Consider the following 23,792-nt stretch of genomic DNA (forward strand, 5'->3'; position numbering starts at 1 on the left):
CAGGGTTTGCCCTACAATCAGCTCACTGAATTTTGAGATGATTTGAGTATGGCAAGCCCGATTCCAGCCCACTTTGCACCGCAAAATATTTTGCTGATAAAGCTGCGTCATCATGGCGATATGCTGCTGACCACGCCTGCCATCAATGCGCTGCGCCAGCGCTATCCGCAGGCCAACATTGATGTGCTGCTGTATAAAGAGACGCGCCCGATGCTGGAAGCGCATCCGGCGATCCGTCAGCTGCATATCATCGATCGCAACTGGAAAAAGGAAGGCGGCTGGCAGAAGTTTCGCCATGAAGTCGCGCTGGTGCGGGCGGTGCGCGCCTGCCATTACGATGTGGTGATTAATCTGGCCGATCAGTGGCGCAGCGCCATTATTACCGGCCTGTCTGGTGCGCCGGTGCGTATTGGCTTTGCGTACCGCAAGCGCGACAACGCGTTCTGGCGCTGGTGCCATAACCAGCTGGTTTCCACCGACCGTCACCATCAGCTGCACACCGTGGAACAAAACATGACGGCGCTGCAGCCGCTCGGCATTCCCACCGCCGGGGCGACAGCCTCCATGCATTTCAGCACGGCCGACCAGCAAAAAGTGCAGGACGTCCTCGCTCAGCAGCCGATTACCGGCCCGTTTGTGGTGCTGCAACCCACCTCGCGCTGGGTTTTTAAGTGCTGGGAAGATGAAAAGGTGGCGCAGTTGATTGATGCGCTGGCCGCTGATGGTCGCAGCGTGGTGCTGACCGCCGCGCCCGATCAGAAAGAGCTGGCGATGATCGCCCATATCCAGTCGCTGTGCCGCACGCCGAATGTGGTGTCGCTGGCGGGCCAGCTCTCGCTGCCGCAGCTGGCGGCGCTGATCGACGCCGCACAGCTGTTTATTGGCGTCGATTCCGCACCGATGCACATGGCCGCGGCGCTGCAGACGCCGTGCCTGGCGCTGTTCGGCCCGACCAAGCTGCAGCACTGGCGCCCGTGGGGCGACAATAACCGCGTTATCTGGGCGGGCGACTATGCGCCGCTGCCGTCACCGGATTCGATCAATACCAATACCGAGCAGCGCTATCTGTCTGCCATCCCGGTTGAGGATGTGCTTGCCGCCGCCAGGAGCCTTTTGCATGACTAAGTTACGGCTGGCGATTGTCCGGCAGAAATACCGGCCGGACGGCGGTGCCGAGCGTTTTATCTCACGCGCGCTGGAAGCGCTGGACAGCGAGCAGCTCGACCTCAACATCATTACCCGCAGCTGGCAGGGCACGCCGAACCCGGCCTGGCACCTGCACATCTGCAATCCGGCAAAATTCGGCCGCATTTCGCGTGAACGCGGCTTTGCCCGCGCGGCGCGCGCCTGCTGGGAACGGGAAAAGTTCGATATCGTACAGAGCCACGAGCGCATCGCCGGCTGCGATATTTTCCGCGCCGGCGACGGTGTGCATCGCGTATGGCTGGAGCAGCGCGCGCGCATTGTTTCGCCGTGGCAGCGGCTGAGCGCCAGCCTGAGCCCGTACCATCGCTATGTGCTGCAGGCGGAAGCGGAGATGTTCAACGCGCCCTCGCTGAAAGCGGTGATCTGTAATTCGCACATGGTGAAACAGGATATTTTGCGCCACTTCGCGCTGGATGCCAGCAAAATCCACGTGATTCACAACGCCATTGATAGCCAGCGTTTTCAGCCTGCCAGCGATACGCTGCGTCACGCCGCGCGTCAGCGACTCAACCTGCCGCAGGACGCCACGGTGATGATCTACGTCGGCTCCGGCTTCGAACGCAAAGGGCTAAAGGCCGCTATCGAAGCGGTCGCTAATAGCGATCGCTACCTGGTGGTGGTCGGCCAGGACAAACAGCTGGCGCGCTATCAGCAGCTGGCGAACCAGCTTAACTGCCTCGATCGCCTGCGCTTCGCGGGCATACAGCAGGACGTTCAGCCGTTTTACCATGCCGCCGATGCGCTGCTGCTGCCGACGCTGTACGATCCGTTTCCCAATGTGGTACTGGAGGCGATGGCCTGCGGGCTGGCAATCATTACCAGCACCGGCTGCGGCGGCGCAGAATTTATCACCAACGGTGAAGAGGGTTTTGTCTGCGATGCGTTGGATATCAAGGCGTTAAACGAAGCGGTAATAGCGACGCCCGCGCTTTCGCACAATTCAGCGCTGGGCGCGGCCGCGCGTCGCAAAATCGAACCTTATGGTCCGCAAAGACTGGCGCAGGCACTGACTTCGCTTTATCAGCGCGTCCTGCAAACCCGTTGACGAAGTGGTATGAGCAGGCGGTCAGTTTCTGTTAACATGCCGCCTTTCCTGTGTTTTTTGACGCGAACTGGTCGTAACCTTAACTATGACGACTCTCTATACAGCCCTGCTTTATCTGATTCAGCCACTGATCTGGCTGCGCCTGTGGCTGCGCGGTCGAAAAGCACCGGCCTATCGCAAACGCTGGGCGGAGCGCTACGGCTACTGCAGCGGTAAAGTGGCACCGCACGGCATCGTGCTGCACTCGGTTTCGGTCGGTGAAACGCTCGCCGCCGTGCCGCTGGTGCGCGCGTTGCGTCATCGCTATCCGACGCTGCCCATTACCGTGACCACCATGACGCCCACCGGCTCCGAGCGTGCTCAGTCGGCGTTTGGCAAAGACGTGCACCACGTCTATCTGCCGTACGATTTGCCCGGCTCAATTAACCGTTTCCTCGATACCGTCGACCCGCGGCTGGTGATTATCATGGAAACCGAGCTGTGGCCGAACATTATTCGCATTCTGCATCAGCGCCAGATTCCGCTGGTGATTGCCAATGCGCGCCTGTCTGAACGCTCCGCCAGAGGTTATAAAAAGCTCGGCGGTTTCATGCGTGACCTGCTGCAGCGCATTACGCTGATTGCCGCGCAGAACGTTGAGGACGGCGATCGTTTCCTCAGCCTCGGCCTGAAGCGCTCGCACCTGGCCGTGACCGGCAGTCTGAAGTTTGATATCTCCGTTACGCCGGAGCTGGCGGCACGCGCGGTGACGCTGCGCCGCCAGTGGGCGTCGCGCCGCCCGGTGTGGATCGCCACCAGCACGCACGAAGGCGAAGAGGCCATCGTGCTCGACGCCCATCGTCGCCTGCTGCAACAGTTCCCGGACCTGCTGCTGATTCTGGTGCCGCGCCATCCGGAACGTTTTAAAGATGCCTGCAACCTGACGCAAAAACGCGGCTTCAGCTTTACCCTGCGCAGCAGCGGCGAGATCCCCTCCAGCGCCACGCAGGTGGTGATTGGCGATACCATGGGCGAACTGATGCTGCTGTACGGCATCGCCGATCTGGCCTTTGTTGGCGGCAGCCTGGTGGAGCGCGGCGGCCACAATCCGCTCGAGCCCGCTGCACATGCCATTCCGGTGCTGATGGGCCCGCACATCTGGAACTTCAAAGATATCTGCGCCCGTCTGCAACAGGCGGAAGGGCTGATCACCGTTACTGATGTGGTGTCGCTGGAAAAAGAAGTGGCGAACCTGCTGCAGGATGACGATTATCGCCGCTACTACGGCCGCCACGCGGTAGACGTGCTGCACCAGAATCAGGGCGCACTGCAGCGTCTGCTACAGTTACTCGAACCGCATCTGCCTCCACGAGCTCATTAACGCATGTCGCAACGCCAACGTCTTTCCGTGGTGATGATCGCCAAAAACGAAGCTGAACTCCTTCCGGAGGCGCTGGCTTCCGTCAGCTGGGCAGATGAAATCATTCTGCTGGATTCGGGCAGCAGCGATGCGACCATCGAGGTGGCACGCGCGCACGGTGCGCAGGTCTATCAGGCAGACGGCTGGGCCGGCTTTGGTAAGCAGCGTCAGCGCGCCCAGGCCTTTGCCAGCGGCGATATGATTCTGATGCTGGATGCCGATGAACGGGTTACGCCAGAGCTGCGCCGCGCCATTGAGCAGGTGCTGACACAGCCGCCCAGCGATAAGGTTTACAGCCTCGGGCGCAGTAATCTGTTTCTCGGCCGCTTTATGCGCCACAGCGGCTGGTATCCCGACCGCGTGCTGCGCCTCTATCCGCGCCATCTGCGCTATAACGACAATCTGGTGCACGAATCGCTCGAGACGCAGGGCACGCCGGTGGTGGCGCTGCCGGGTGATTTGCAGCACCTGACCTGCCGCGATCTGATTGCCTTCCAGCGTAAGCAGATGAACTATGCCGAAGCCTGGGCACAGGAGCGCTTTCAGCGCGGCAAGCGCTGCAGTATTCTCTCTGTTTTCAGCCACACCGCAGGCGCGTTTATTAAGACGCTGCTGCTGCGCGCCGGTTTTCTCGATGGTAAACAGGGCTGGATTCTGGCGGTGGTCAACGCACAATACACCTTTAATAAATACTCGGCGCTCTGGGCGCTGCATCACACCTCAACACAGGGCCGCGTATGAGCACTAAAGCGATTTATCCCGGCACGTTTGACCCGATGACGCTGGGCCATCTGGATATCGTCACGCGCGCAGCGCAGATGTTTGATCGCATCGTGCTGGCGATTGCCGCCAGCCCGAGTAAGAAGCCGCTGTTTAGCCTTGATGAACGTGTCGATCTGGCGCGCCAGGTTACGGCCCATCTGCCAAATGTTGAGGTGGTTGGCTTTAGCGATTTGATGGCGAATTTTGCCCAGGCGCAGAACGCGAACGTGCTGGTGCGCGGTCTGCGTGCGGTATCGGACTTTGAGTATGAGCTGCAGCTGGCGCACATGAACCGTCATCTGCTGCCCACGCTGGAGAGCGTGTTTCTGATGCCTTCCGAAGGCTTCTCGTTTGTCTCATCGTCGCTGGTGAAGGAAGTGGCGCGCCATCAGGGTGATGTGCAGGCATTTCTGCCTGCCGTGGTGCATCAGGCGCTGCTGGCGAAGCTGGCGCAGCCGTAATCAGTGCTGGCAGCGTGGACACCAGAAGGTGCTGCGCTGACCGTGTTTACCGCTGAGGATCGGCGTACCGCAGGCACGACAGGGCTCGCCGGCACGGCCATACACCTGCAGCTGCTGCGCAAAATAACCTGGCTTACCGTCGGTCTGCAGGAAATCACGCAGCGTGGTGCCGCCCTGCTCAATCGAACGCAGCAGTACGGCTTTGATGGTGTTCGCCAGCAGTTCCGCTTCCGCTTCACTCAGGCTCATCGCCGGACGATCGGGTAAGATCCCGGCGGTAAACAGCGATTCGCTGGCATAGATGTTACCCACGCCCACCACCACTTTGTTATCCATCAGCCACTGCTTGATCACCGTGCGTTTGCCGCGCGACTTTTCATACAGATACCCGCCGTTGAAGGCATCGCTCAGCGGTTCCGGACCGAGGTGCGCCAGCACGCTGCTGCCTTCCGGATCGGTAGTCCACAGCCAGGCGCCAAAACGCCGCGGATCGGTATAGCGCAGCACTTTGCCATTGCTCATCACCAAATCGACGTGGTCATGCTTCGCAGCCGGCAGTTCGCCGGACAGGACGCGCAGGCTGCCGGACATGCCAAGATGAATGATGATCCAGCCGTGCGGCAGCTCCAGCAGCAGATACTTGGCGCGGCGCTGTACGCTGAGCACCGGCTGGTCGCTCAGCGCATGGATTTCATGGGAAACCGGCCAGCGCAGACGCGGATTGCGCACAATGGCATGCAGAATGGTTTCTCCCACCAGGTGAGGTTCTATACCGCGTCGGCTGGTTTCTACCTCAGGTAATTCAGGCATCTCATCTCCTCAACGTAGCGCAGAAACAAAAAACCCGGCCGGAGCCGGGTTTTTCGCAAGAACACCAAAATTACTTAATTTTGGCTTCTTTGTAGATCACGTGCTGACGTACAACCGGATCGAACTTTTTCAGTTCCAGTTTCTCAGGTTTAGTACGTTTGTTCTTCGTGGTGGTATAGAAGTGACCTGTACCAGCAGAGGAAACCAGCTTGATCTTCTCACGAATACCTTTAGCCATGATTCAGTTCCTTAGTACTTCTCACCACGGGCGCGGATTTCGGCCAGAACCGTATCGATGCCCTTTTTATCAATAACACGCATACCTTTAGCAGATACACGCAGAGTAACGAAGCGCTTCTCGCTCTCAACCCAGAAACGGTGAGAGTGCAGGTTCGGCAGGAAACGGCGTTTCGTCGCGTTCATTGCGTGGGAACGGTTGTTACCGGTCACCGGACGCTTTCCAGTTACCTGGCAGACTCGTGACATTTCTATTCTCCAAAAATCAAATCAGCTCGAGCTTTAAAAACTAGGTTTTGGCCGCCTCGTCAGGCCTTAGCCCGCCCAGGCGAGTTCCATGTGAACCCGCTAAGCTGGCCCAAACGCCAAACCCGAGATTCTCAAAGGTGGCGTAGTATACGCCGCTAAGCCGAAGTGCTCAAGTCCCGAACAGATAAAGATCCCTCCGGATCGCGCAAAAACGCCGGATTTCTGCCCAGTTGACGCCGCGAATTACAGCCAGCCGCGCTCAGCGAAAGAGGTAAACTCACCGTGACCAATCACCAGATGATCTAATAAGCGGATATTCAGCAGCGCGCAGGCCTGCGCCACCTTGCTGGTAATCTCACGATCGGCACGGCTCGGTTCCGCCATGCCGGACGGATGATTGTGCGCCAGTATCACCGCCGCCGCGTTGAGCTTTAGCGCCTCACGCACGATTTCACGCGGATGCACTTCCACGCTGGCAATGGAGCCGGAAAACATCTTCTGCGCCTGCAAAACGCGGTGCTGGTTATCCAGAAACAGCGCCATAAAGATTTCACGCTCCTGATGTGCCAGCACGCTTTGCAGGTAGTGGCGCGTGACCTGCGGATTCTCCATCACATTTTCGCGCGCCAGCTGGCTGGCAAAAAAGCGCCGCCCCAGTTCCGCAATGGCATGCAGTTGCGTCATTTTGGCGCTGCCGACGCCCTTTATCTGCCCCAGCTCCTCTTTACTGGCGGTCATGATGCGATACAGCGAACCGAATTCATTCAGCATCAGCCGCGCCAGCCCCATCACGCTGTTGCCGCGCGTGCCGGTGCGTAAAAAGATCGCCAGCAGTTCGGCATCGCTTAGCGCCTCGGCGCCCAGCAGCGTCAGTTTTTCCCGTGGTGCCAGTTCCGTCATCGTTCCGCCCTCCTTGCAATGCCGCCATTCTGCGCCGGTGCATTGCAGGCCACCAGCGGCGCGTGACAAATTCCAGAGCCGGCTCGCAAAGGGCGCAGGCAGTGAAAAGGCGGGTCGCCGATTTTGTGATAAAGTTGCCTGCATCTGTCGCGCCAGGCGCGGCACTCTGCGTTGAAGTGAGGCAAACAACATGATGGGATTAGCCGGAAAAAAAATTCTGCTGGGCGTCAGCGGCGGCATCGCGGCCTATAAAGCACCGGAACTGGTGCGCCGCCTGCGCGATCGCGGCGCGGATGTCCGCGTGATGATGACGGATGCGGCCAAAGCCTTTATTACGCCGCTCAGCCTGCAGGCGGTTTCCGGCTATCCGGTGTTTGATGACCTGCTCGACCCGGCGGCCGAAGCGGCAATGGGCCATATCGAACTGGCAAAATGGGCCGATTTGATTGTGCTTGCGCCCGCAACCGCCGATCTGATTGCACGCATTACCGCCGGCATGGCAAACGACCTGGTCACCACCGCCTGCCTGGCCAGCGCGGCACCGGTCGCCATCGTGCCGGCCATGAACCAGCAGATGTACCGCGCGGCAGTAACGCAGGAGAATCTGCAGCGTCTGGCGCAGCGCGGCGTGCTGATCTGGGGACCGGATAGCGGCAGTCAGGCGTGCGGTGATATCGGCCCGGGCCGCATGCTGGACCCGCTGGCCATCGTTGCGCATGCGCTGGAGTGGGCCGCGCCCGTCAACGATCTGCAACATCTCAACATTATGATCACCGCCGGTCCGACGCGTGAAGCGCTGGATCCGGTGCGCTATATCAGTAATCACAGCTCCGGCAAGATGGGCTATGCAGTTGCTGCGGCAGCGGCAAAGCGCGGCGCAAACGTGACGCTGGTTTCCGGTCCGGTGAACTTAGCCACGCCCGCCGGCGTGACGCGCATTGATGTCAACAGCGCACTGGAGATGGAAGCGGCGGTGATGGCGCAAATCAGCCAACAAGATATTTTCATTGCCAGCGCAGCCGTGGCAGACTACCGGGCGGCAAACATTGCCGCAGAGAAAATTAAAAAACAGGGTGGCGATGATAACGTCACGCTGCAGCTGGTGAAGAACCCGGATATTGTCGCAGGCGTCGCGGCGCTCAAAGTGCAGCGCCCTTTCGTGGTGGGATTTGCTGCCGAAACCCAGAATGTGGAAGAATACGCGCGGCAAAAACGGGTGCGGAAAAACCTGGACCTGATTTGCGCCAATGATGTGGCGCAGGCCGGGCAGGGCTTCAATAGCGACACCAATGCTCTTCACCTTTTTTGGCAGGAGGGAGAGAAAGTCTTACCGCTCAGTGATAAGACGCTCCTTGGCCAACAATTAATAGACGAGATTGTCAGCCGTTATGATGAAAAAAATCGACGTAAAAATACTTGATGCGCGCGTAGGCAAGGAATTCCCACTACCCACCTATGCGACCTCTGGCTCCGCGGGTCTCGATCTGCGCGCCTGCCTTGATGACGCACTGGAAATCGCACCAGGCATGACCACGCTGGTGCCAACCGGCCTGGCGATTCACATTGCCGATCCGTCACTGGCCGCCGTCATCCTGCCGCGCTCCGGTCTCGGTCACAAACACGGCATCGTACTGGGTAACCTGGTGGGGCTGATTGACTCCGACTATCAGGGCCAGCTGATGGTTTCAGTGTGGAACCGTGGCCAGGATAGCTTCACGCTGCAGCCTGGCGATCGCCTGGCTCAGCTGGTGTTTGTACCGGTGGTGCAGGCCGAATTTAACCTGGTGGAAGATTTTGACGCCAGCGATCGCGGCGCAGGCGGTTTCGGTCACTCTGGCCGTCAGTAATACGCTCACTTTTCGCATAGCCATCTTTTTATTTCTTGTCGCCACAGGCCGCTTTATCTGTGGCAGATAAGGCAGTATTGCCTGTTTTTGGTGAATTTCAGGGGTGTTGAAGGTCATGGCAGAAAAAAAAGTCGCGAAACGGAATCGTCGCGAAGAGATTTTGCAGGCGCTGGCGCAAATGCTGGAGTCGGGCGATGGCAGTCAGCGTATCACCACCGCCAAGCTGGCCGCCAATGTCGGCGTTTCGGAAGCGGCGTTATATCGCCACTTTCCCAGCAAAACGCGCATGTTTGATAGCCTGATTGAGTTTATTGAAGACAGTCTGATTACCCGCATCAATCTGATCCTGAAAGATGAAAAAGAGACGATGGCGCGTCTGCGCCTGATCGTGCAATTGCTGCTGGGATTTGGTGAGCGTAATCCAGGACTGACGCGCATCCTGACCGGCCACGCGCTGATGTTTGAACAGGATCGCCTGCAGGGGCGCATTAATCAGCTGTTTGAGCGTATCGAAGTTCAGCTGCGCCAGGTGATGAAAGAGAAGAAGATGCGCGACGGCGAAGGTTTCCAGACTGATGAGACGCTGCTCGCCAGCCAGCTGCTGGCGTTCTGCGAAGGTTTGCTGTCACGCTATGTGCGCTCGGAGTTCCGCTATCGCCCGACCGCCGATTTCGACAGCCGCTGGCCGCTGATTGCCGCACAGCTGGTTTAATACGCACAGCGGATTTGTAGCGGCGCGATCCATCGCGCAATAAATTGCGCCGCTACGCTATCGTGCGGCGCTGAATATCGCGCTAAACCTTAAATACCGTACTCTTTGCAATCGCCCCGACCTTCGCCACCAGGTGCGCATCAATGCGCACCCTACGCCCTGGCATCCTGCGACTGTAGGGGCGCCATTCATGGCGACCGCGGCAAACCTTAAATGCCGTACTCTTTGCAATCGCCCCGACCTTCGCCACCAGGTGCGCATTAATGCGCACCCTACGCTCAAACATCCTGCTACTGTAGGGTCGCCATTCATGGCGACCGCGGCAAACCTTAGATGCCGTACTCTTTGCGATACGCCTTCACCTTCGCCAGATGGTCGGCCATCTCTGGCTTCTCCGCCAGGTAATCAATCAGCTCGCTCAGCGTAATGATCGCCGTGACCTTGCACTGATAATCGCGCTCCACTTCCTGAATCGCGGAAATCTCGCCACGGCCACGCTCCTGGCGGTCGAGTGAAATCAGCACGCCGGCCAGCGTGGCGTTGTGGGCGTTGATGATGTCCATCGATTCACGAATTGCCGTGCCGGCGGTGATCACATCATCGACCAGCATCACTTTGCCCTGCAGCGGGCTGCCCACCAGTAAACCGCCTTCGCCGTGATCTTTGGCCTCTTTACGGTTAAAACAGTACGGCACATCGCGGTCATGATGATCGGCCAGCGCCACGGCGGTAGTGGTCGCAATCGGAATGCCTTTGTAGGCCGGGCCAAACAGCAGGTCGAAATCGACGCTGCCATCCACCAGCGCCTGCGCATAGAAACGGCCCAGCAGCGCTAAATCGCGCCCGGTATTGAACAGACCGGCATTAAAGAAATAGGGACTTTTGCGGCCGGACTTCAGGGTGAACTCACCAAACTTTAATACCCCTTTGTTCAGGGCGAACTCAATAAACTGACGCTGCCAGGCTTTCATTTCTCACTCCTCAAATAAAGAAAAGGCGACTCTGTGGTCGCCTGTTACATCAATCAATTAACGCCGCTTTCTGCGCCTGAATCAGCTGCTCAATGCCGCCGCGCGCCAGCGCCAGCAGCTGCAACAATTCGTCATGGCTGAACGGCTCGCCTTCTGCGGTGCCCTGCACCTCAATCATGCGGCCATCTTCGGTCATCACCACATTCATATCCGTTTCAGCGGCAGAGTCTTCGACATACTCTAAATCACACACCGCTTCACCGGCCACGATGCCGACCGAGATCGCCGCCACCATGCCTTTCAGCGGGCTGGCTTTCAGCTTACCGGCCGCCACCAGCGCGTTCAGCGCATCCGCCAGCGCCACGCAGGCACCGGTGATTGCCGCGGTGCGCGTGCCGCCGTCGGCCTGAATCACGTCGCAGTCCAGCGTGATGGTGAATTCACCCAGCGCCTGCAGATCAACCGCCGCACGCAGCGAGCGGGCGATAAGGCGCTGGATTTCCAGCGTACGTCCGCCCTGCTTGCCTTTGGCGGCTTCACGCGCCATACGGCTGTGCGTCGAACGCGGCAGCATACCGTATTCTGCGGTTACCCAGCCCTGACCTTTGCCTTTGAGAAAACGCGGCACGCCCTCTTCAACGGTCGCGGTGCACAGGACTTTGGTTTCGCCGAACTCGACAAGAACCGAGCCTTCCGCATGTTTGGTAAAGTGACGAGTGAGGGTGACGGGACGCACTTCAGAAGTGCTACGGCCTGCTGGACGCATGGTTTCTCTCCGGCTTGCTTGGGTTTGGCTGCGCATTATACGGACTTCACACGCGGCTGTCCTGCCCGCGTGCAGGCAGCGCGTGTTACAGCGCCGCGCACACCAGCGAGTCGATACGCGTCACCGGTTGTGTCGCAAAACGATGTTTAAACTTGTCGCGCAGCGCGTTAATGCTTTCGGAGCTGGCCCGATCCGCCGGATGAAGCAGTACCAGTACCTTGCGATTGCCCTGCGGGCCGCGGCCATCGTAAATCGTCAGCGGCGAGGGAAAGTGCGGCGTGATGTCGCGTTCAGCAAACTGCGACCAGCCCGCTGCGCCAGCGGAGGACGGCAGATCAAACCACAGCGTGGTTTGCATCATCATCTCGCCGGCCCCGCACACGGCCACGGGCGCGGTGTGCGGCGGAATAACCTGCGGAGTGGGCGGAGAAGTCTGACATCCGCTTAATATCATGGCGAAGCCCAGCGGCCTCATCCATTTATTCAACATCTTAGCCTCAGAAGTTGCCTGTCTCATCTGTCACAGCATAGGCCGCCGATGACCATTCCGTCATCATTTTTGCTTTCAGCTGCAGCAGGCTTTCATCTGTTGGATAGAGAGTCAGCGCCTGACGCAGCAGCCTGCGCGAGCGCTGATAGTGACGCAGATGCCACTCAATCATCACCGCATTCCGGAATACGTTGAGGTCGTTATGGCGCTCCAGCCACAGCGACGACTGCTGCACAAAGCGCGCCAGCAGGCGCTCATCCCGCGTCTGGTTGTAGCGCATCAGGCAATGCACCATTTCACCGAACTCATAGCGCTCGCCCTGAATCCACGGATTCCACAGCTGATCGCGTGAAGGATACGAGAGGAACTGACCGCGCTCCGCCTGGGTGAGCAGCGCGTTGGTCTGCAGGCCGCTGAAGAAAAACAGCATCAGCGCAATCGCGCCGCCGGCCATGTTCAGGCGCAGCATACGCGACGGCAGTCCCGGCGTCGCAGGTTCAATCATTGATCGATCTTCGGGCTGACGTAACGCCAGATGGGTAAGCAGCATCAGCAGCCACAGATGCGGCAGCGATTGATAGAGCGGAAATTCGACCATGGTGTGCAGCATGACGGGCAGCGTCAGACTCCACAGCATCAGGCGCTGCGGCTGACTGCGCCAGCGCCACAGCGGCGTCAGCCATGCCAGCAACACGGCGGTGAAGCCTACCATCGGCAAAACACCGCCTTCCACCCAGCTATACAGCCACTCGTTATGGGGATGGGTAGCGTTGAAATCTTTCAGGTGGATCGCGTCCACCATGCGTATCCGCGAAAAATGATACTCAAACTGACCAAAGCCCCAGCCGCTGAACGGTTTTTCCATGATCATCCGCAGCGTGTATTCCAGCAGCTGCTGGCGCGCCAGGTCGGACGCCGCAAATTCACGCATGCCCGGCGCTAATTCATTGCGCAGCAGCAGGGCGCACAGCACGGCCAGCGCCATCACCATGACAATCCTGATGATTACCGCGCGCTGGCGACGATCGCACACCAGCAGCATCACCAGCAGCGCCAGCGCAAAGCCAAACGCACCGGTACGCGACTGCGTCAGAAGCAGCGCCAGGCTGTTGATCAGCACTGCCGGCAGTAGTAAGAAACGGTGCCTGATGTCAGATTGCAGACAGAGCCAGACCGTAGCCGCCAGACCGGTCGCCAGAAAGCTGGCCAGCAAATTGAACTGCTGAAAAATACCGTAAGGGCGAATCTGGCCGGCGTGATAACGAAACTCCATCAGCGTTTGCAGCTGGGCCGGAAAACAGGTTTGCGCAATCGCCAGCAGCGCCTGCAAGGTGCTGAGCAATACGATGCCGGCAATGATTTGCTGACGCTGCTGCCAGAGCTGCGGCATCAGGCCCAGCAGCAGCCACAGAATGAGTATGGCACTGAGCCCCAGTAGTCGGATAACGCCGGTCAGCAGTCCGTTATCGTTCTCCTGCAGGATCACCGCCAGCGCAAAGCAAAACAGCATCAGCAACAGCGCATGCGTCATGACGTTGTCATCAATTAAATCGCGCGGCTGGCGCCAGTTCTTCAACAGCAGCGTGGCTGCCAGCAGCGCGAGGCAGCCTGCAGTGAGCAAATTCAGCGGCAGATCAAAGCCATTGCCACCACTGTTGGGCAGATAAATCAGCGTGGGGAGAAAACAGATAAGGCAGGCCAGCGAAGCGAAAGGGAAAGAAGCGACTTTCTCACCGCACTGTCCCCGACGCCGCCGCTGCAGAAATTGCTGCATCAGTAAAGGTGGCGTGACGCGCGGGTCTCGTCCGGACAGATACCACGACATAAAACAGAGAAAGAGCATAGCAAACCCAATTGCCGAAACAGGCCAAAAACTGTCTCGTTGAATAATGGTTGATAGACTTTGGCTACAGAAAATGTACGGCCAAAAAGCTGTGAATGGTGTGAAAACCCCCGTGAATCATGGTGATTCACACAGCTGTGATGATGAAAAATATTTTCAAACACCGTTAATCTGTATCGCTGCAGGTTAAGCCGATCTCCCTCTGATAAGTGTTTAACTTTAACCATCATAAAAAGATTAATTAACATTAATATCAATAACGCGGATTAAAGCATCATCAAGGCATGCTGATCAGCAATGTTGCTGAAGCATTGAATTCACCACCGCTCAGCGGTTGTCCTTTCTTTTTCACCGGGAACACGGTGATGACCTCTGAAGCCATGCCGTTGATTAACCGGACAGCAGAAGTGCCCATCGGTTTGAGCAATTGTCCTTTATGTTTAACCGCAATGCCCAGATCAGGATAGTTGGTGGCGATGAGTTCATCCGAGAAAGAGGTGGTTCCGGCGACTAAGCGTAAATTGACTTCCTGATTTAATGCAGAACTGCATTTGACTTCTAACGGCACATCTTTGTAGTTGGCGGTATTGGACACTGATTCAGAAACGGAGCTTACCGCGATGCGGTCAAATTCAACGTTAATATCCGTGCCGTTATTGATATCGCAGACAATGGGTACCGGGATGATAATGCCGTGAGGTCCGATAACGATTTTTAGCAAGGGTTTTTCGGGTCTCGGAGGATAAGGCGGGCTCATATAACCAATCGTATAAATGGTCACCATCTCTACATCAGGCGGGACAAAAATCGCTCCACCGATAATATCTTTTGTTATAATAAAATCAGTTAAAAGAAATGAAGAAGCCGAAAAAACATCATGAATCATTCCCAGCCCAGGCTTTATTGTCCCACGACCAGGATTTTTATATCTACGGTCCTCGAAAGTCATTGGATAAGGATACCAGCTTGGAGCATAGCCTTGCACCTTCACATCAACATCATCAGTGAGTTTATAATAACCGATATTTGTAGATGAAGGGATAAAATGTGCACCCAGATCAGCCTCAATAAGTAAGTTATACCATTCATATTTACCGGGATTATTACATATGCCAGAAAACCCCCCTAATGATTCATCAAAGAATAACCTGCCGTGTACTCCTTTTACAGGAGATATGCTGTGGCTAGCCAAACGGCCAGATGTCAACACCATTACCGCTAAGGGGTCAGTCCAGCAGGCATAATCAAGACCAGCATGAGCCTGACCGGAGAAGGTGCTCATAAAAATAAATTTTATAATAAATAACACGCATTTTCTTCGCGACAATTTGGTTTTCATAACATAAATACGCATATCCAGTTAAAATAATAAAGACACTTAGCAATTAACAATTGGCTTTGAATTTACTCAGGACACATCCAGCCGTACTAGTCTTCATAAATTCGGCCCATCTTCTTTTTAATTTATTACATTACTGTGACAATTACCGTGGCTGAAGCAGTAAACTCACCACCGGAAAGTTTCGCACCTTTCCTTTTAACCGGCGAGAGTGTAATAGTTTCCAGGGCTTCGCCATTAACCAGCTTTACAGGTGAAGGTTGGTAAGGTTTCATTAGCTGCCCACGGTGAAACACTGCCACACCTAAATCCTTATTACTGGTAGCAATCAGGTCGCTGGAGAAATCGGTTACCCCAGTCGCTAACTGGATTGCTGCGTCCTGATTAAGGAGAGAGTTGCACTTTATGTGCAGGGGTACGTCCTGGCTATATTTGTCATTTACTGGTGCATCAGGAATTTCACTAACCACCATACGACCAAACTCAACATTTAAAGCATTACCTTCATTAATATTACAAACTATCGGCACAGGAATAACAACCCCAAGAGGATCGGTAATAATATGAGCCAAAGGCTTGTCTGGCCGCGGAGGAAGCGGCACAAAAAATCTGTCAACGGAATATAAAGTTGCTACAACTATATTACCTGGTATCACTACTGCCCCACCGATAACATCACGTCGCAATTTAAAATATATAGTTTCGCTCGAAAAGTCTGGACTTTGTGATGAGACATTTCTGCCAACAGGAACGAATGCATCTATAACTCGCATTATATCGTCATTAAAAGTTACGGGAAGATATTTACGACGAGTGCCCGCATTTGTTAAAATCAAGACAGCCACATCAATATCATCAGTTAATTTATAATACCTATTGTTCTGATCAGAAGGAGTTAGCAATGGACCCATGTCACCTTCCAACCAAAGAACATCTGAAAGATTACCCGGAGGCCGCGTGATTTTGCTCTTATTACAAATAACAGGGAATATGCGGGGTAATAAAGTCCTATTGCCCAGGGAGCTTTCTGCACCTTTCTTATAACTATTGAATTTTAACGCCTTAGTATCAAGAACCATTAATTGAGTCGGTTCAGTCCAGCAAGATTCTTCTAACCCTGCTATAGCACTATTCATTCTTATCAAAATAAAACATAAGAAACCGAAAAATATAATTTTACTCATTTGTATAACCATAAGTTATTTTTTACAAATCACCGACGGATTCGCATTATTGCCAATCACATAACGCACATTCTGCAGACGATAAATCCAGCCGTAATTGACATGGCCGGGCGCCAGGCCGGCGGAGATATAGCGTTCAATATTCTGTGGTGAGGCACGATTAGCGAGGTTGTAGGAGATAGCAGTGGTTTCGCTGCGCAGCGCGGCGCCGGAGAAGCTGTGGCGCAGCTCAAAAGAGACGTCTACCGGTTCGCGGCGCTGCAGTTGCTGTTGTGGCGAGTAATAACTGATCATGCCGCTGTAATTGCCGGTGGCCTGAAACAGACTGTTTTGCACTTTCCACTGCCCATGCGACACCACCAGCTGTCCCGCCTCTCTGGAAATCAGAATCGAATCTGCTTCACAATGAGGGATACGGCGCGACAGCTGATAAATCAGGATAGCCGCCAGTACCAGCGCCAGCATCAGTAATCCCCCCTGCAACACCCAGGTTACTCGGCGACGAAATATATGGCTGACCGACATAACGCATCCTTCTGCTCGATGGGGTTTTGACAGATAAACCAGCTGTAACGGTCAGCCAGCTTGGTGCGGTTGATATAGATGTGGCGTTCCTCTTCGGCCAGCTGGATAAAGCGCGCCATGCTGTCACTCACCAGCTGCAGGTTTTGATCGATCTCTTCACGCTCGGTGGCGCTGAAGTCGTCCTGGATATACCACTGCCGGCCCTGCACGTGGCGATAGGGTGCATAGGTCACAGTCACCACGTCGCGAATCTCCAGCACCTTAATACCGAGTAAGGCCAGCACCAGTAACAACACCGCGCTGATCAACATGCCGATTAACACCAGCCCGGAACGGCTGCGTGGTGCCGCAGCGGTCGTTTCCTCCTCCACGGTGGCGGTGGCTGGCGGCTGCACCATCACCGGCAGCGGCGCCGTGTGCACATGAGTGGTCACCAGCGGCTGAATACGTGCTTCCGACGCAATGCGCGCTTCTTCTACGGCTTCAGCCAGCGGTAAACAGGCTTCCACCCGCACCGACTCATGCAGCCGGTAGCCCTGACGATGAACGGTGACAAAGGTTTCTCCTTCAACCCGCAGTTGCAGAAACTGCTTGCGCAGCATCGATAGCATCTGGCGCAGCGAGTTTTCCGTCACGTGCACCCCCTGGCTACGCCAGCCTTCATCCAGCAGCGTTTCGTGGCTAATGACCTCACCCGGCTTTTGCAGAAACAGCGCCAGGCAGCGTGCGCTGCTCTGGTTGAGCAGCAGCTCGTTATCATGCCGATCGCGCAACAGGCGCCGATCCGGGTCAAACGTGATATGTTGATTTATCAACCACATAACAGGCACTCAGGGATAGTTCAGATAAAAAGTAGCAATCGCCGATACGTTGCCAGGCTCAATGGTGCGCTCGGCAATCGCGCTCGCCGAAGCCTGCAGCCAGGCACTGAACTGCAGCTGGTTGTCGCCCTGCTGCAGCGGAAAATGCATCACGCCGCGGTTAATGGGCACCAGCTTTCCGTCCGCATCACTCAGGCCAATGGCCACGCCTTTGGCACCGGCATCACCGGCCAGCGCCAGCAGATCGGGCTGCTCGGCATCGGCAATACCGTTGAACACCAGCTCGACGTCTTTACCCAGTTCGGTATCACAACTGCTCAGACGCATCACCAGCGGACGCGCCGGCGTGCGCGGATTCTGATACAGCGATTTCGCAACGATATCGCCAAAGTTGAGCTCCAGCTGCTGCTGATCCGGCTCCAGAGAACAGGGTTCCGCCACCAGCGTACCGTGCAGCTGCATCTCTATCGCCTGTGCCTGTGACACCAGCAGCCATCCCAGTACCAGCATTACTCCCGCTCTCATCGCCTCTCCTTACTGATATTCCAGCAGCAGCGCCGCGCTGGCGGTGAACTCCCCACCCTCCAGCGTCACGCCCGGCTGCTGTACTGGCACCGCGCCGAGATCGAGTGTGCCGGGGAAAACAATCGGCAACGTGCTGTTGACCGCCAGCGGCTTGCTGGCCAGATAAAAGCGAATACCCAGCGCACTCACACTGCTGAGCAGCGCACTGCTGTCGAATCCGGAAGCGGTACCGGTCAGACGCACCTGCAATGCCGCACCCGGATCCTCGGTGCACTTGACCGGTATCGCCTTACGCTGCAGATAGTTGACGCCATCGATCTTTTTCACGCTCAGCGCATCGCCAAACTCAATCATCAGGCTCTGGTTGTCATTCAGCGTGCAGGGCGGATTCTCAATCAGCGTACCGTGCAGGCGCAGCTCCACCGCATGCAGCGGCCAGCAGATGCACAGCAGCAGGCTACCGATCAGCAGCCTGCTGTAATACTTCATCAACGGAACAAGTCGATGCTTAGTCATAGTTCACCTGTAACTGACCGCTGGCTGACCAGGCACCCGGCTGCAGCGGCAGCGCGGTGCGCTCCTCTACCGTCAGCCAGCTCAGCACATTGCTGCCGGCGCTGAGCGGCACGCGCAGATTGCGGAAGGTGGGCGGCAGCGGCTGATGGTTCTCATCAAACAATTGCAGGCCCACGCCGTCAGAGCCCTGGACGCGAATCAGCTGCGGGTCGGCCAGACTTTGCGGGGCAAAAAAGTCGATGCTGATGGACGGCACATGTTGCAGCCATAGCGGATCGGCGACATTGCGGATACTGTACGGGCAGTCCTGCAAATGCAGCGTTAACGCCTGCTTCATCACCTGCTCACCAACCTGTTGCAGCGCGGCGGTCGGCGTGGTATCGAGGCCAGCCGCCTGATCATTGTTACCGACGTCAAGCCAGCATGGACTCTCCTGCAGCGCGCCATACACATGCACCACGCCGTTGGTTGCCGCCTGCAGAGTCGGGCTCAACAGCGTCAGCACCAGCAACAGCACACGCATCGCTTACTGCTCCACCTTGTTACTGACAACGCTGCAGCTGTCGCCGGCACACTTCAGCGCCAGCGTTGGACGGCCGCCGTAGTCGTTGATGTAGGTTAATAGCGGCGCGCTGCCCAGTTCTGCTGCGTTCACGCCCAGATCGATACTGGTTTTTGGCGCGACCATCACCGGTTCAAAGCTCTTCTTCAGCGACTGGCCTTTCGCCGGCTGCGCATCCACCAGCGTAATGAAGTAAGGCGTGGGATTATTCAGCTGGTAGCGTGCACCCTTGCGCGTCAGCGTCAGTTTTTCCTGCCATGGCGTCACCACTGACGGATTGCTCACCACGATCGCTTCCGGGCGATAGAACAGCTTGATACGCGTCTGCAACGCGATTTGCAGCACGTTGCTCTTCTCGCTGCGCGGCGGGATTTCACGCATGCTGAAATAGAACACCGATTCACGATCCTGCGGCAGTGCCTTGATGGCTGGCAGCGCCTGCACTTTCACTACGCTGCGTTCGCCCGGTTCGACGCGCTGCACCGGCGGCAGCAGCACCAGCGGTGACGTAATTTTTTTACCGCTGCTGTCTTCAATCCAGCCCTGCGCCAGATAAGGCAGCTGCTTGTTTTCATTGCTGATATTCAGTGAGACGTTTTTTTCGTTACCGTTAAAAATGACCCGGGTGCGATCAAGCGCAATCGCCGCGTGAGCCTGCAGCGATAGCGTCAGCGTGGAGAGCAGCAAGGCGCCACTCAGCGTTTTTACCAGCATGATTAACTCTTTCCTTACGTTGAAGAAGCAGGCGCGGCGCGGCGCGTGCAAAGTAATAACAAGTTCTGTCCTTCGTCGAGCAACTGCTGCGGCAGAGGATCGGGTAATGCCAGCTGACACTGGGTTTCGCCGTTCCAGCGCACATCCATGCTGGCACCGGCCTCAATGCCACTCAGCCATACCAGGCCGTCATCATCCAGAATGCCCACTTCGCGTCCGTTACTCTGGACGCTGGCACCAAAGGGCGGCCAGCTACCATCTTCCAGCCGGATGGCGGCCATGGCTTTGATACCTTTAATCACACCAAAACGCCGGTAACCGATGGCACCTTCGGTCAGGGTGATCTGGGTTACCGGGCGCGACGCTTCCACGTTGTCGGCCAGTCCGGTGACATCGATACTGGCGGTGTTGCGGTAGTAGCTGTTCACATCCGAAATCACCGCTTTGCCAAAGAAATTGGTATACGTGTTACTGCCACCACCGTTGACCGGTACGCCGGACACGCCATCGGTATCGACCATCAGACGCGTGCTGCCGGGCATGCCCAGCCGGTGCAGCGCCGCGCCCTGCGGCGTGAGCGTTAAACCGCCCTGCAGTGACAGGCTGGCGCTGCGGTACTGTCCCTGCTGCGCGCTGGCGCTGGCCGTCATGCTGGTCAGACTGCCCTGATGACTGTAAAACCCGCTGAACGACTGACGGCGATCGCTATTAAGGCCGGCGCTCAGGCTGTAGCTGTTGTTACTGTCCAGCCGGTCATAAAAACTGGCCGAGTGGGTGGTTTGCTTACCGCTGGTTTGCTGGCTGTAGCTCAGGCTACTGTCACCGCCAATCGGCATACTGAAGTTGAGGTAAACGCTGTCATCGTTTTTGCCGTTATATTGCGTCCGGTTGAGCGACAGACTTAAACTCAGATTCTTAAACCGGCCGACATCAAAGTAGCGCGAAGTGGAAAAGCTCCAGCGATCCAGCGGGGCACGATCCCAATAGGTCTGATGGCTGTAGCTGAGGTAACTACTCAGGTTCAGGCTGCGAAAGTGCTTGTTGAGCGTAATGGTGTAGAGCTCTTTGCTGTTAGAAACCTGCTGGTTGCGATAACGCGCGTCGAGATACTGCGGCAAACTCATAAAGTTGCGCTGCGAAAAGCGGTAGCCGGCAAACGTCACCTGACCATCAAGTTCCTCGAAGCGTTTGGAATAGCTCAGGCGATAAGAGCCGCCGCTTTTGTTGCCCTGCTGCGGCAAGCCAGCCTTAGACTGGGTGGCATCAAACGAAATGGCGCCCAGCAACAGCAGATCGCGTCCCAGACCCATCGATAACGCTTTGTAATTGCCTGCGGCCAGCCCGCCGCCGTACATCGACCAGCCGTTACTGATCCCCCAGGAGAATTCGCCGGTGGCAAATGTGGGGCCCTGCGTTTTATGCTCTTCGCTGCCTGGTTTGCCGCTGGCGAATTTGTAACGCACGCGGCCCGGACGGGTCAGATACGGGATGGTGGCGGTATCGACGCTAAAGGTCTGCACGCTGCCGTCCTGCTCCTCGACGCGCACGTCAAGCTGGCCGGAGACGGCATCATTGAGATCCTGAATACGAAATGGACCGGCAGCCACCTGCGATTCATAAATCACCCGTTCCTGCTGGCTAATGGTGACTTTGGCGTTGGTTTTGGCGATACCGGTTACTTCCGGCGCATAGCCACGCAGGTTAGGCGGCAGCATGTTGCCATCGCTGGTGATCGCCGCACCAAGATAGCGAAAGCTGTCAAACATGCCGGAATCGAGATAGTTCTCGCCCAGCGTGGCTTTCGCCTGGAGAGAAGGCAGCGGCCGATAGGCGTAAAAGCGTGTCCAGGTGAATTCCTGGCGATGGCTGCCCGTGCCACGATTTTGCTGCATCTGCCAGTCCGCACGCAGGCGCCAGGCACCGGCGTTAACGCCACCGGTGCCGTTGCCGCTCACACTCTGGCTTTTAGCGCCGTATTGCGCACGCGTAGTGGAGGCAAACAGGTTGTAATCCATTAACAGGCCAGGGACGCCGTTATCCCAGCGCGACGGCGGTTCCCAGTTGGCGGCGCTGTACTCCAGCCATGCCTGTGGAATGGTGATGTTGAGGCGAGATTCACCCAGATTGCCGCGCACCTGCATGCCGGAGATGGAATCCACCGCCAGACACTGGCCATCCTGCAGCCACGACGCGTTTTTCAGCACTTCCGGTTTCAGCGCCAGTTTATCCACCATTTCGGGTGTCAGGCAGGGCAGACTTTCATTTGGCGCGTTTTCGGGCGCGTAGTAGCGCACCAGCATTTCCGGAATCTGTGTCTGGTTGACGCGCAGCTCCATCATGTATTCGCCCGGCATGATGTAGCCAGCCTGAGCAAACTGCGACAGATCGATGTTTTGCCGATCGTTGAGATCAAGAATATCGGTGTTGAATGAGACCGCACCGGCAGCGAAGAGCGGAGCACTGTAGCCGAGGGCTAACATTAACGCCACGCTGAGCGGCGTCAGCCTGATACGCTGCCTGCGCACGCATGAGGCTGGCGCAGTTAATGAAGCCTTTTTCATGGCAAGCGGTGTCCGTAAACCGTGAAAGATCAGTTGTAATTAATGTGAAAACGAATCGCGGCGGCGTAACTCCCGCTGTGCAGTTGCTGCTGGTTGCTGACCAGCGTGAGCCGATAACGCAGGTCGTGCTGCTGCGTCAGATGCTGATCGATCGGCTGCGCCTCACCGGGAGCAATGGTGTTGCCCTGCGTATCCGTAATCATCAGCTCTACCCCTTTGGCATCGCCATACACAGCAAAACGCTGCTGACCCGGCGGGCCATCGTGGTCAAAGGTGATAGAAAAGGTGCGTGCCACGCCTCCCGACGCGCTGTACTCCACCGGACAATTGACCAGCTGGATAGAGAAGGGAAAACCCGGCCCTTTACCGTCACGCTGCAGGCGCGCCAGCGGCAGCACCCCCATCGCGATGGTTTGTTCAGCATCATCGACCTTAATGGCGCAGGCACCCTGATGAATGGCGCCGCGTAACGCAACGCGGCCGCGGTCGATCAACTGTTCGGCGCGGCAGTCATTGATGAAAAGCACCGATGCCGAAACTATCGCCGCAGGCATAAAACGACTCATCGCCGCAGTTCCTTAAGCGAAAAGATAGAGTGGCGGGCAAGGAAGCCCGCCAGTCTCTGACCATTACTGATAGTTCAGTGCGAAGTCAGCCACGCTCTGGAATTCGCCCGGGACGATAGTCTCAGAAGCGCCGCCACCCTGCAGGAAGGCTGCGAAGGAGAGCTGGTTGTTGCCGTCCATCAGTTTTTGCGCTGGTGTTGCGGTACCCAGTTCAATTTCGGTATCGCCGAAGTTGATGCCGATCGCCGCGCCTGATGCAGTACCGGTGATAGCCAGTTTGCCCGGGATAACCTGAGAGCCAGTACCGGCAAAGGTCACGGTCACTTCTTTTTTGGTTGCGGTGTCGCAGTTTTCCAGTTTGATCTGGAATGGACGCGGTGTAGAACGGCCACCGTCTTTCAGCGCCAGGTTGGAAATCTGACCCAGCTCAACCGTCTGATCGACTGAACCTGGTTCGATGGAGCATGGCGCATCAACAATCGCACCTTTAAACGTCACAGTACCGTTACCTTCACCTGCTGCCATCGCAGGACCCGCCACCAGAGACATAGACAGACCTAAAGCCACAACGATTTTGTTCATGTTCATTTGCTGATTTCCATTTAGGTGAATAAAACAAGGAGCGCGTTCTGCGTCGGTCTTATTCAATTTGCTGTGTATAGAAAAATTTAATTACTTATATTTTTCCTGATGGCCGTCCACATCATTTTTGTGGTTGTCGTCCTCAAGTGGTGCCAACGATAGAGATCAATTTTGCCCTGCGCAACGGTATTTTCGTTAT

27 protein-coding genes are annotated in these 23,792 nt (G+C 56.5%); 8 read left to right on the forward strand and 19 right to left on the reverse strand.

The annotated features are described in order from the left end of the window. Nucleotides 1-48: 48 nt before the first annotated feature. The 5 genes from rfaQ (at nucleotide 49) to coaD (ending at nucleotide 4,873) form a co-directional block, all read left to right on the forward strand. On the forward strand, nucleotides 49-1,125 hold the full coding sequence (rfaQ, locus tag C1Y42_RS20740) for a putative lipopolysaccharide heptosyltransferase III (RefSeq protein ID WP_104094251.1): 1,077 nt from the start codon (nucleotides 49-51) through the stop codon (nucleotides 1,123-1,125). Further along, nucleotides 1,118-2,251, forward strand: coding sequence for a glycosyltransferase family 4 protein (locus tag C1Y42_RS20745; protein WP_104094252.1), 1,134 nt, complete (start codon nucleotides 1,118-1,120; stop codon nucleotides 2,249-2,251). Before rfaQ ends, C1Y42_RS20745 begins: the two co-directional genes overlap by 8 nt. 85 nt (nucleotides 2,252-2,336) lie before the next feature. Beyond that, nucleotides 2,337-3,611: a lipid IV(A) 3-deoxy-D-manno-octulosonic acid transferase gene (waaA, locus tag C1Y42_RS20750; protein WP_021507071.1), complete on the forward strand. Its 1,275-nt coding sequence runs from the start codon at nucleotides 2,337-2,339 to the stop codon at nucleotides 3,609-3,611. A gap of 3 nt (nucleotides 3,612-3,614) precedes the next feature. Continuing rightward, nucleotides 3,615-4,391, forward strand: coding sequence for a glycosyltransferase family 2 protein (locus tag C1Y42_RS20755; protein ID WP_010616498.1), 777 nt, complete (start codon nucleotides 3,615-3,617; stop codon nucleotides 4,389-4,391). Next, nucleotides 4,388-4,873, forward strand: coding sequence for a pantetheine-phosphate adenylyltransferase (gene coaD / locus C1Y42_RS20760; RefSeq protein ID WP_021507073.1), 486 nt, complete (start codon nucleotides 4,388-4,390; stop codon nucleotides 4,871-4,873). The genes C1Y42_RS20755 and coaD overlap by 4 nt, the downstream gene beginning before the upstream one ends. On the opposite strand, the gene mutM is transcribed toward coaD, so the two are convergent. The 4 genes from mutM to radC form a co-directional block, all read right to left on the reverse strand. After that, nucleotides 4,874-5,683: a bifunctional DNA-formamidopyrimidine glycosylase/DNA-(apurinic or apyrimidinic site) lyase gene (gene mutM, locus C1Y42_RS20765; RefSeq protein ID WP_058771020.1), complete on the reverse strand. Its 810-nt coding sequence runs from the start codon at nucleotides 5,681-5,683 to the stop codon at nucleotides 4,874-4,876. It abuts the gene before it with no gap. A 70-nt stretch (nucleotides 5,684-5,753) separates the two neighbouring features. Next, nucleotides 5,754-5,921, reverse strand: a complete 168-nt coding sequence (rpmG, locus tag C1Y42_RS20770) for a 50S ribosomal protein L33 (RefSeq protein ID WP_001051798.1) — start codon at nucleotides 5,919-5,921, stop codon at nucleotides 5,754-5,756. A gap of 11 nt (nucleotides 5,922-5,932) precedes the next feature. Then, nucleotides 5,933-6,169, reverse strand: coding sequence for a 50S ribosomal protein L28 (gene rpmB / locus C1Y42_RS20775; RefSeq protein ID WP_010616494.1), 237 nt, complete (start codon nucleotides 6,167-6,169; stop codon nucleotides 5,933-5,935). A gap of 243 nt (nucleotides 6,170-6,412) precedes the next feature. After that, nucleotides 6,413-7,069: a DNA repair protein RadC gene (gene radC / locus C1Y42_RS20780; RefSeq protein WP_021507076.1), complete on the reverse strand. Its 657-nt coding sequence runs from the start codon at nucleotides 7,067-7,069 to the stop codon at nucleotides 6,413-6,415. Nucleotides 7,070-7,259: 190 nt separating this feature from the next. Here radC and coaBC point away from each other — a divergent pair, with 190 nt between their 5' ends. From coaBC to slmA, 3 genes are all read left to right on the forward strand, one after another. Continuing rightward, on the forward strand, nucleotides 7,260-8,489 hold the full coding sequence (gene coaBC / locus C1Y42_RS20785) for a bifunctional phosphopantothenoylcysteine decarboxylase/phosphopantothenate--cysteine ligase CoaBC (RefSeq protein WP_104094253.1): 1,230 nt from the start codon (nucleotides 7,260-7,262) through the stop codon (nucleotides 8,487-8,489). Beyond that, on the forward strand, nucleotides 8,458-8,916 hold the full coding sequence (dut, locus tag C1Y42_RS20790) for a dUTP diphosphatase (protein WP_031279631.1): 459 nt from the start codon (nucleotides 8,458-8,460) through the stop codon (nucleotides 8,914-8,916). The genes coaBC and dut overlap by 32 nt, the downstream gene beginning before the upstream one ends. A gap of 115 nt (nucleotides 8,917-9,031) precedes the next feature. After that, nucleotides 9,032-9,628 (forward strand): nucleoid occlusion factor SlmA, encoded by a 597-nt coding sequence (gene slmA / locus C1Y42_RS20795; protein WP_021507079.1) that lies wholly within the window; start codon nucleotides 9,032-9,034, stop codon nucleotides 9,626-9,628. Nucleotides 9,629-9,957: 329 nt separating this feature from the next. Here the strand turns inward: slmA and pyrE are convergent, their stop codons facing one another. From pyrE to C1Y42_RS20875, 15 genes are all read right to left on the reverse strand, one after another. After that, nucleotides 9,958-10,599 (reverse strand): orotate phosphoribosyltransferase, encoded by a 642-nt coding sequence (gene pyrE, locus C1Y42_RS20805; protein WP_104094254.1) that lies wholly within the window; start codon nucleotides 10,597-10,599, stop codon nucleotides 9,958-9,960. Between the two features lie 49 nt (nucleotides 10,600-10,648). Continuing rightward, nucleotides 10,649-11,365, reverse strand: a complete 717-nt coding sequence (gene rph / locus C1Y42_RS20810; RefSeq protein ID WP_021507082.1) for a ribonuclease PH — start codon at nucleotides 11,363-11,365, stop codon at nucleotides 10,649-10,651. 85 nt (nucleotides 11,366-11,450) lie between these two features. Beyond that, on the reverse strand, nucleotides 11,451-11,729 hold the full coding sequence (locus tag C1Y42_RS20815) for a DUF3574 domain-containing protein (RefSeq protein ID WP_233210741.1): 279 nt from the start codon (nucleotides 11,727-11,729) through the stop codon (nucleotides 11,451-11,453). 133 nt (nucleotides 11,730-11,862) lie between these two features. After that, nucleotides 11,863-13,698: a PglL family O-oligosaccharyltransferase gene (locus C1Y42_RS20820; RefSeq protein WP_104094256.1), complete on the reverse strand. Its 1,836-nt coding sequence runs from the start codon at nucleotides 13,696-13,698 to the stop codon at nucleotides 11,863-11,865. Between the two features lie 277 nt (nucleotides 13,699-13,975). Then, nucleotides 13,976-15,037, reverse strand: a complete 1,062-nt coding sequence (locus C1Y42_RS20825; RefSeq protein WP_158251411.1) for a fimbrial protein — start codon at nucleotides 15,035-15,037, stop codon at nucleotides 13,976-13,978. Between the two features lie 128 nt (nucleotides 15,038-15,165). Then, on the reverse strand, nucleotides 15,166-16,221 hold the full coding sequence (locus tag C1Y42_RS20830) for a fimbrial protein (RefSeq protein WP_158251412.1): 1,056 nt from the start codon (nucleotides 16,219-16,221) through the stop codon (nucleotides 15,166-15,168). A 15-nt stretch (nucleotides 16,222-16,236) separates the two neighbouring features. Continuing rightward, a complete protein-coding gene (locus C1Y42_RS20835; RefSeq protein ID WP_127833493.1) occupies nucleotides 16,237-16,746 on the reverse strand; it encodes a hypothetical protein in 510 nt (169 codons plus the stop codon). Then, a complete protein-coding gene (locus C1Y42_RS20840) occupies nucleotides 16,713-17,567 on the reverse strand; it encodes a winged helix-turn-helix domain-containing protein (RefSeq protein WP_021507088.1) in 855 nt (284 codons plus the stop codon). The genes C1Y42_RS20835 and C1Y42_RS20840 overlap by 34 nt, the downstream gene beginning before the upstream one ends. Before the next feature lie 9 nt (nucleotides 17,568-17,576). Beyond that, nucleotides 17,577-18,092 carry a fimbrial protein gene (locus C1Y42_RS20845; RefSeq protein WP_031279633.1) on the reverse strand — a complete coding sequence of 172 codons (516 nt, stop codon included), beginning with the start codon at nucleotides 18,090-18,092 and terminating at the stop codon, nucleotides 17,577-17,579. A 9-nt stretch (nucleotides 18,093-18,101) separates the two neighbouring features. Continuing rightward, entirely contained in the window at nucleotides 18,102-18,608 is a 507-nt protein-coding gene (locus C1Y42_RS20850; RefSeq protein ID WP_081035969.1) for a fimbrial protein, read from the reverse strand. Beyond that, nucleotides 18,601-19,131, reverse strand: a complete 531-nt coding sequence (locus C1Y42_RS20855) for a fimbrial protein (RefSeq protein WP_058771014.1) — start codon at nucleotides 19,129-19,131, stop codon at nucleotides 18,601-18,603. The genes C1Y42_RS20850 and C1Y42_RS20855 overlap by 8 nt, the downstream gene beginning before the upstream one ends. Nucleotides 19,132-19,134: 3 nt before the next feature. Beyond that, complete coding sequence (locus tag C1Y42_RS20860; protein ID WP_104094259.1) at nucleotides 19,135-19,884, reverse strand: fimbria/pilus periplasmic chaperone; 750 nt, start codon at nucleotides 19,882-19,884, stop codon at nucleotides 19,135-19,137. A 14-nt stretch (nucleotides 19,885-19,898) separates the two neighbouring features. Next, nucleotides 19,899-22,445, reverse strand: a complete 2,547-nt coding sequence (locus C1Y42_RS20865; RefSeq protein ID WP_104094260.1) for an outer membrane usher protein — start codon at nucleotides 22,443-22,445, stop codon at nucleotides 19,899-19,901. A gap of 29 nt (nucleotides 22,446-22,474) precedes the next feature. Further along, complete coding sequence (locus tag C1Y42_RS20870; RefSeq protein WP_021507094.1) at nucleotides 22,475-23,011, reverse strand: fimbrial protein; 537 nt, start codon at nucleotides 23,009-23,011, stop codon at nucleotides 22,475-22,477. Nucleotides 23,012-23,074: 63 nt separating this feature from the next. Further along, a complete protein-coding gene (locus C1Y42_RS20875) occupies nucleotides 23,075-23,599 on the reverse strand; it encodes a fimbrial protein (RefSeq protein ID WP_104094261.1) in 525 nt (174 codons plus the stop codon). Between the last annotated feature and the right edge of the window lie 193 nt (nucleotides 23,600-23,792).

The organism is Pantoea sp. ICBG 985, from assembly GCF_002928365.1.
Lineage (GTDB): Bacteria > Pseudomonadota > Gammaproteobacteria > Enterobacterales > Enterobacteriaceae > Pantoea > Pantoea dispersa.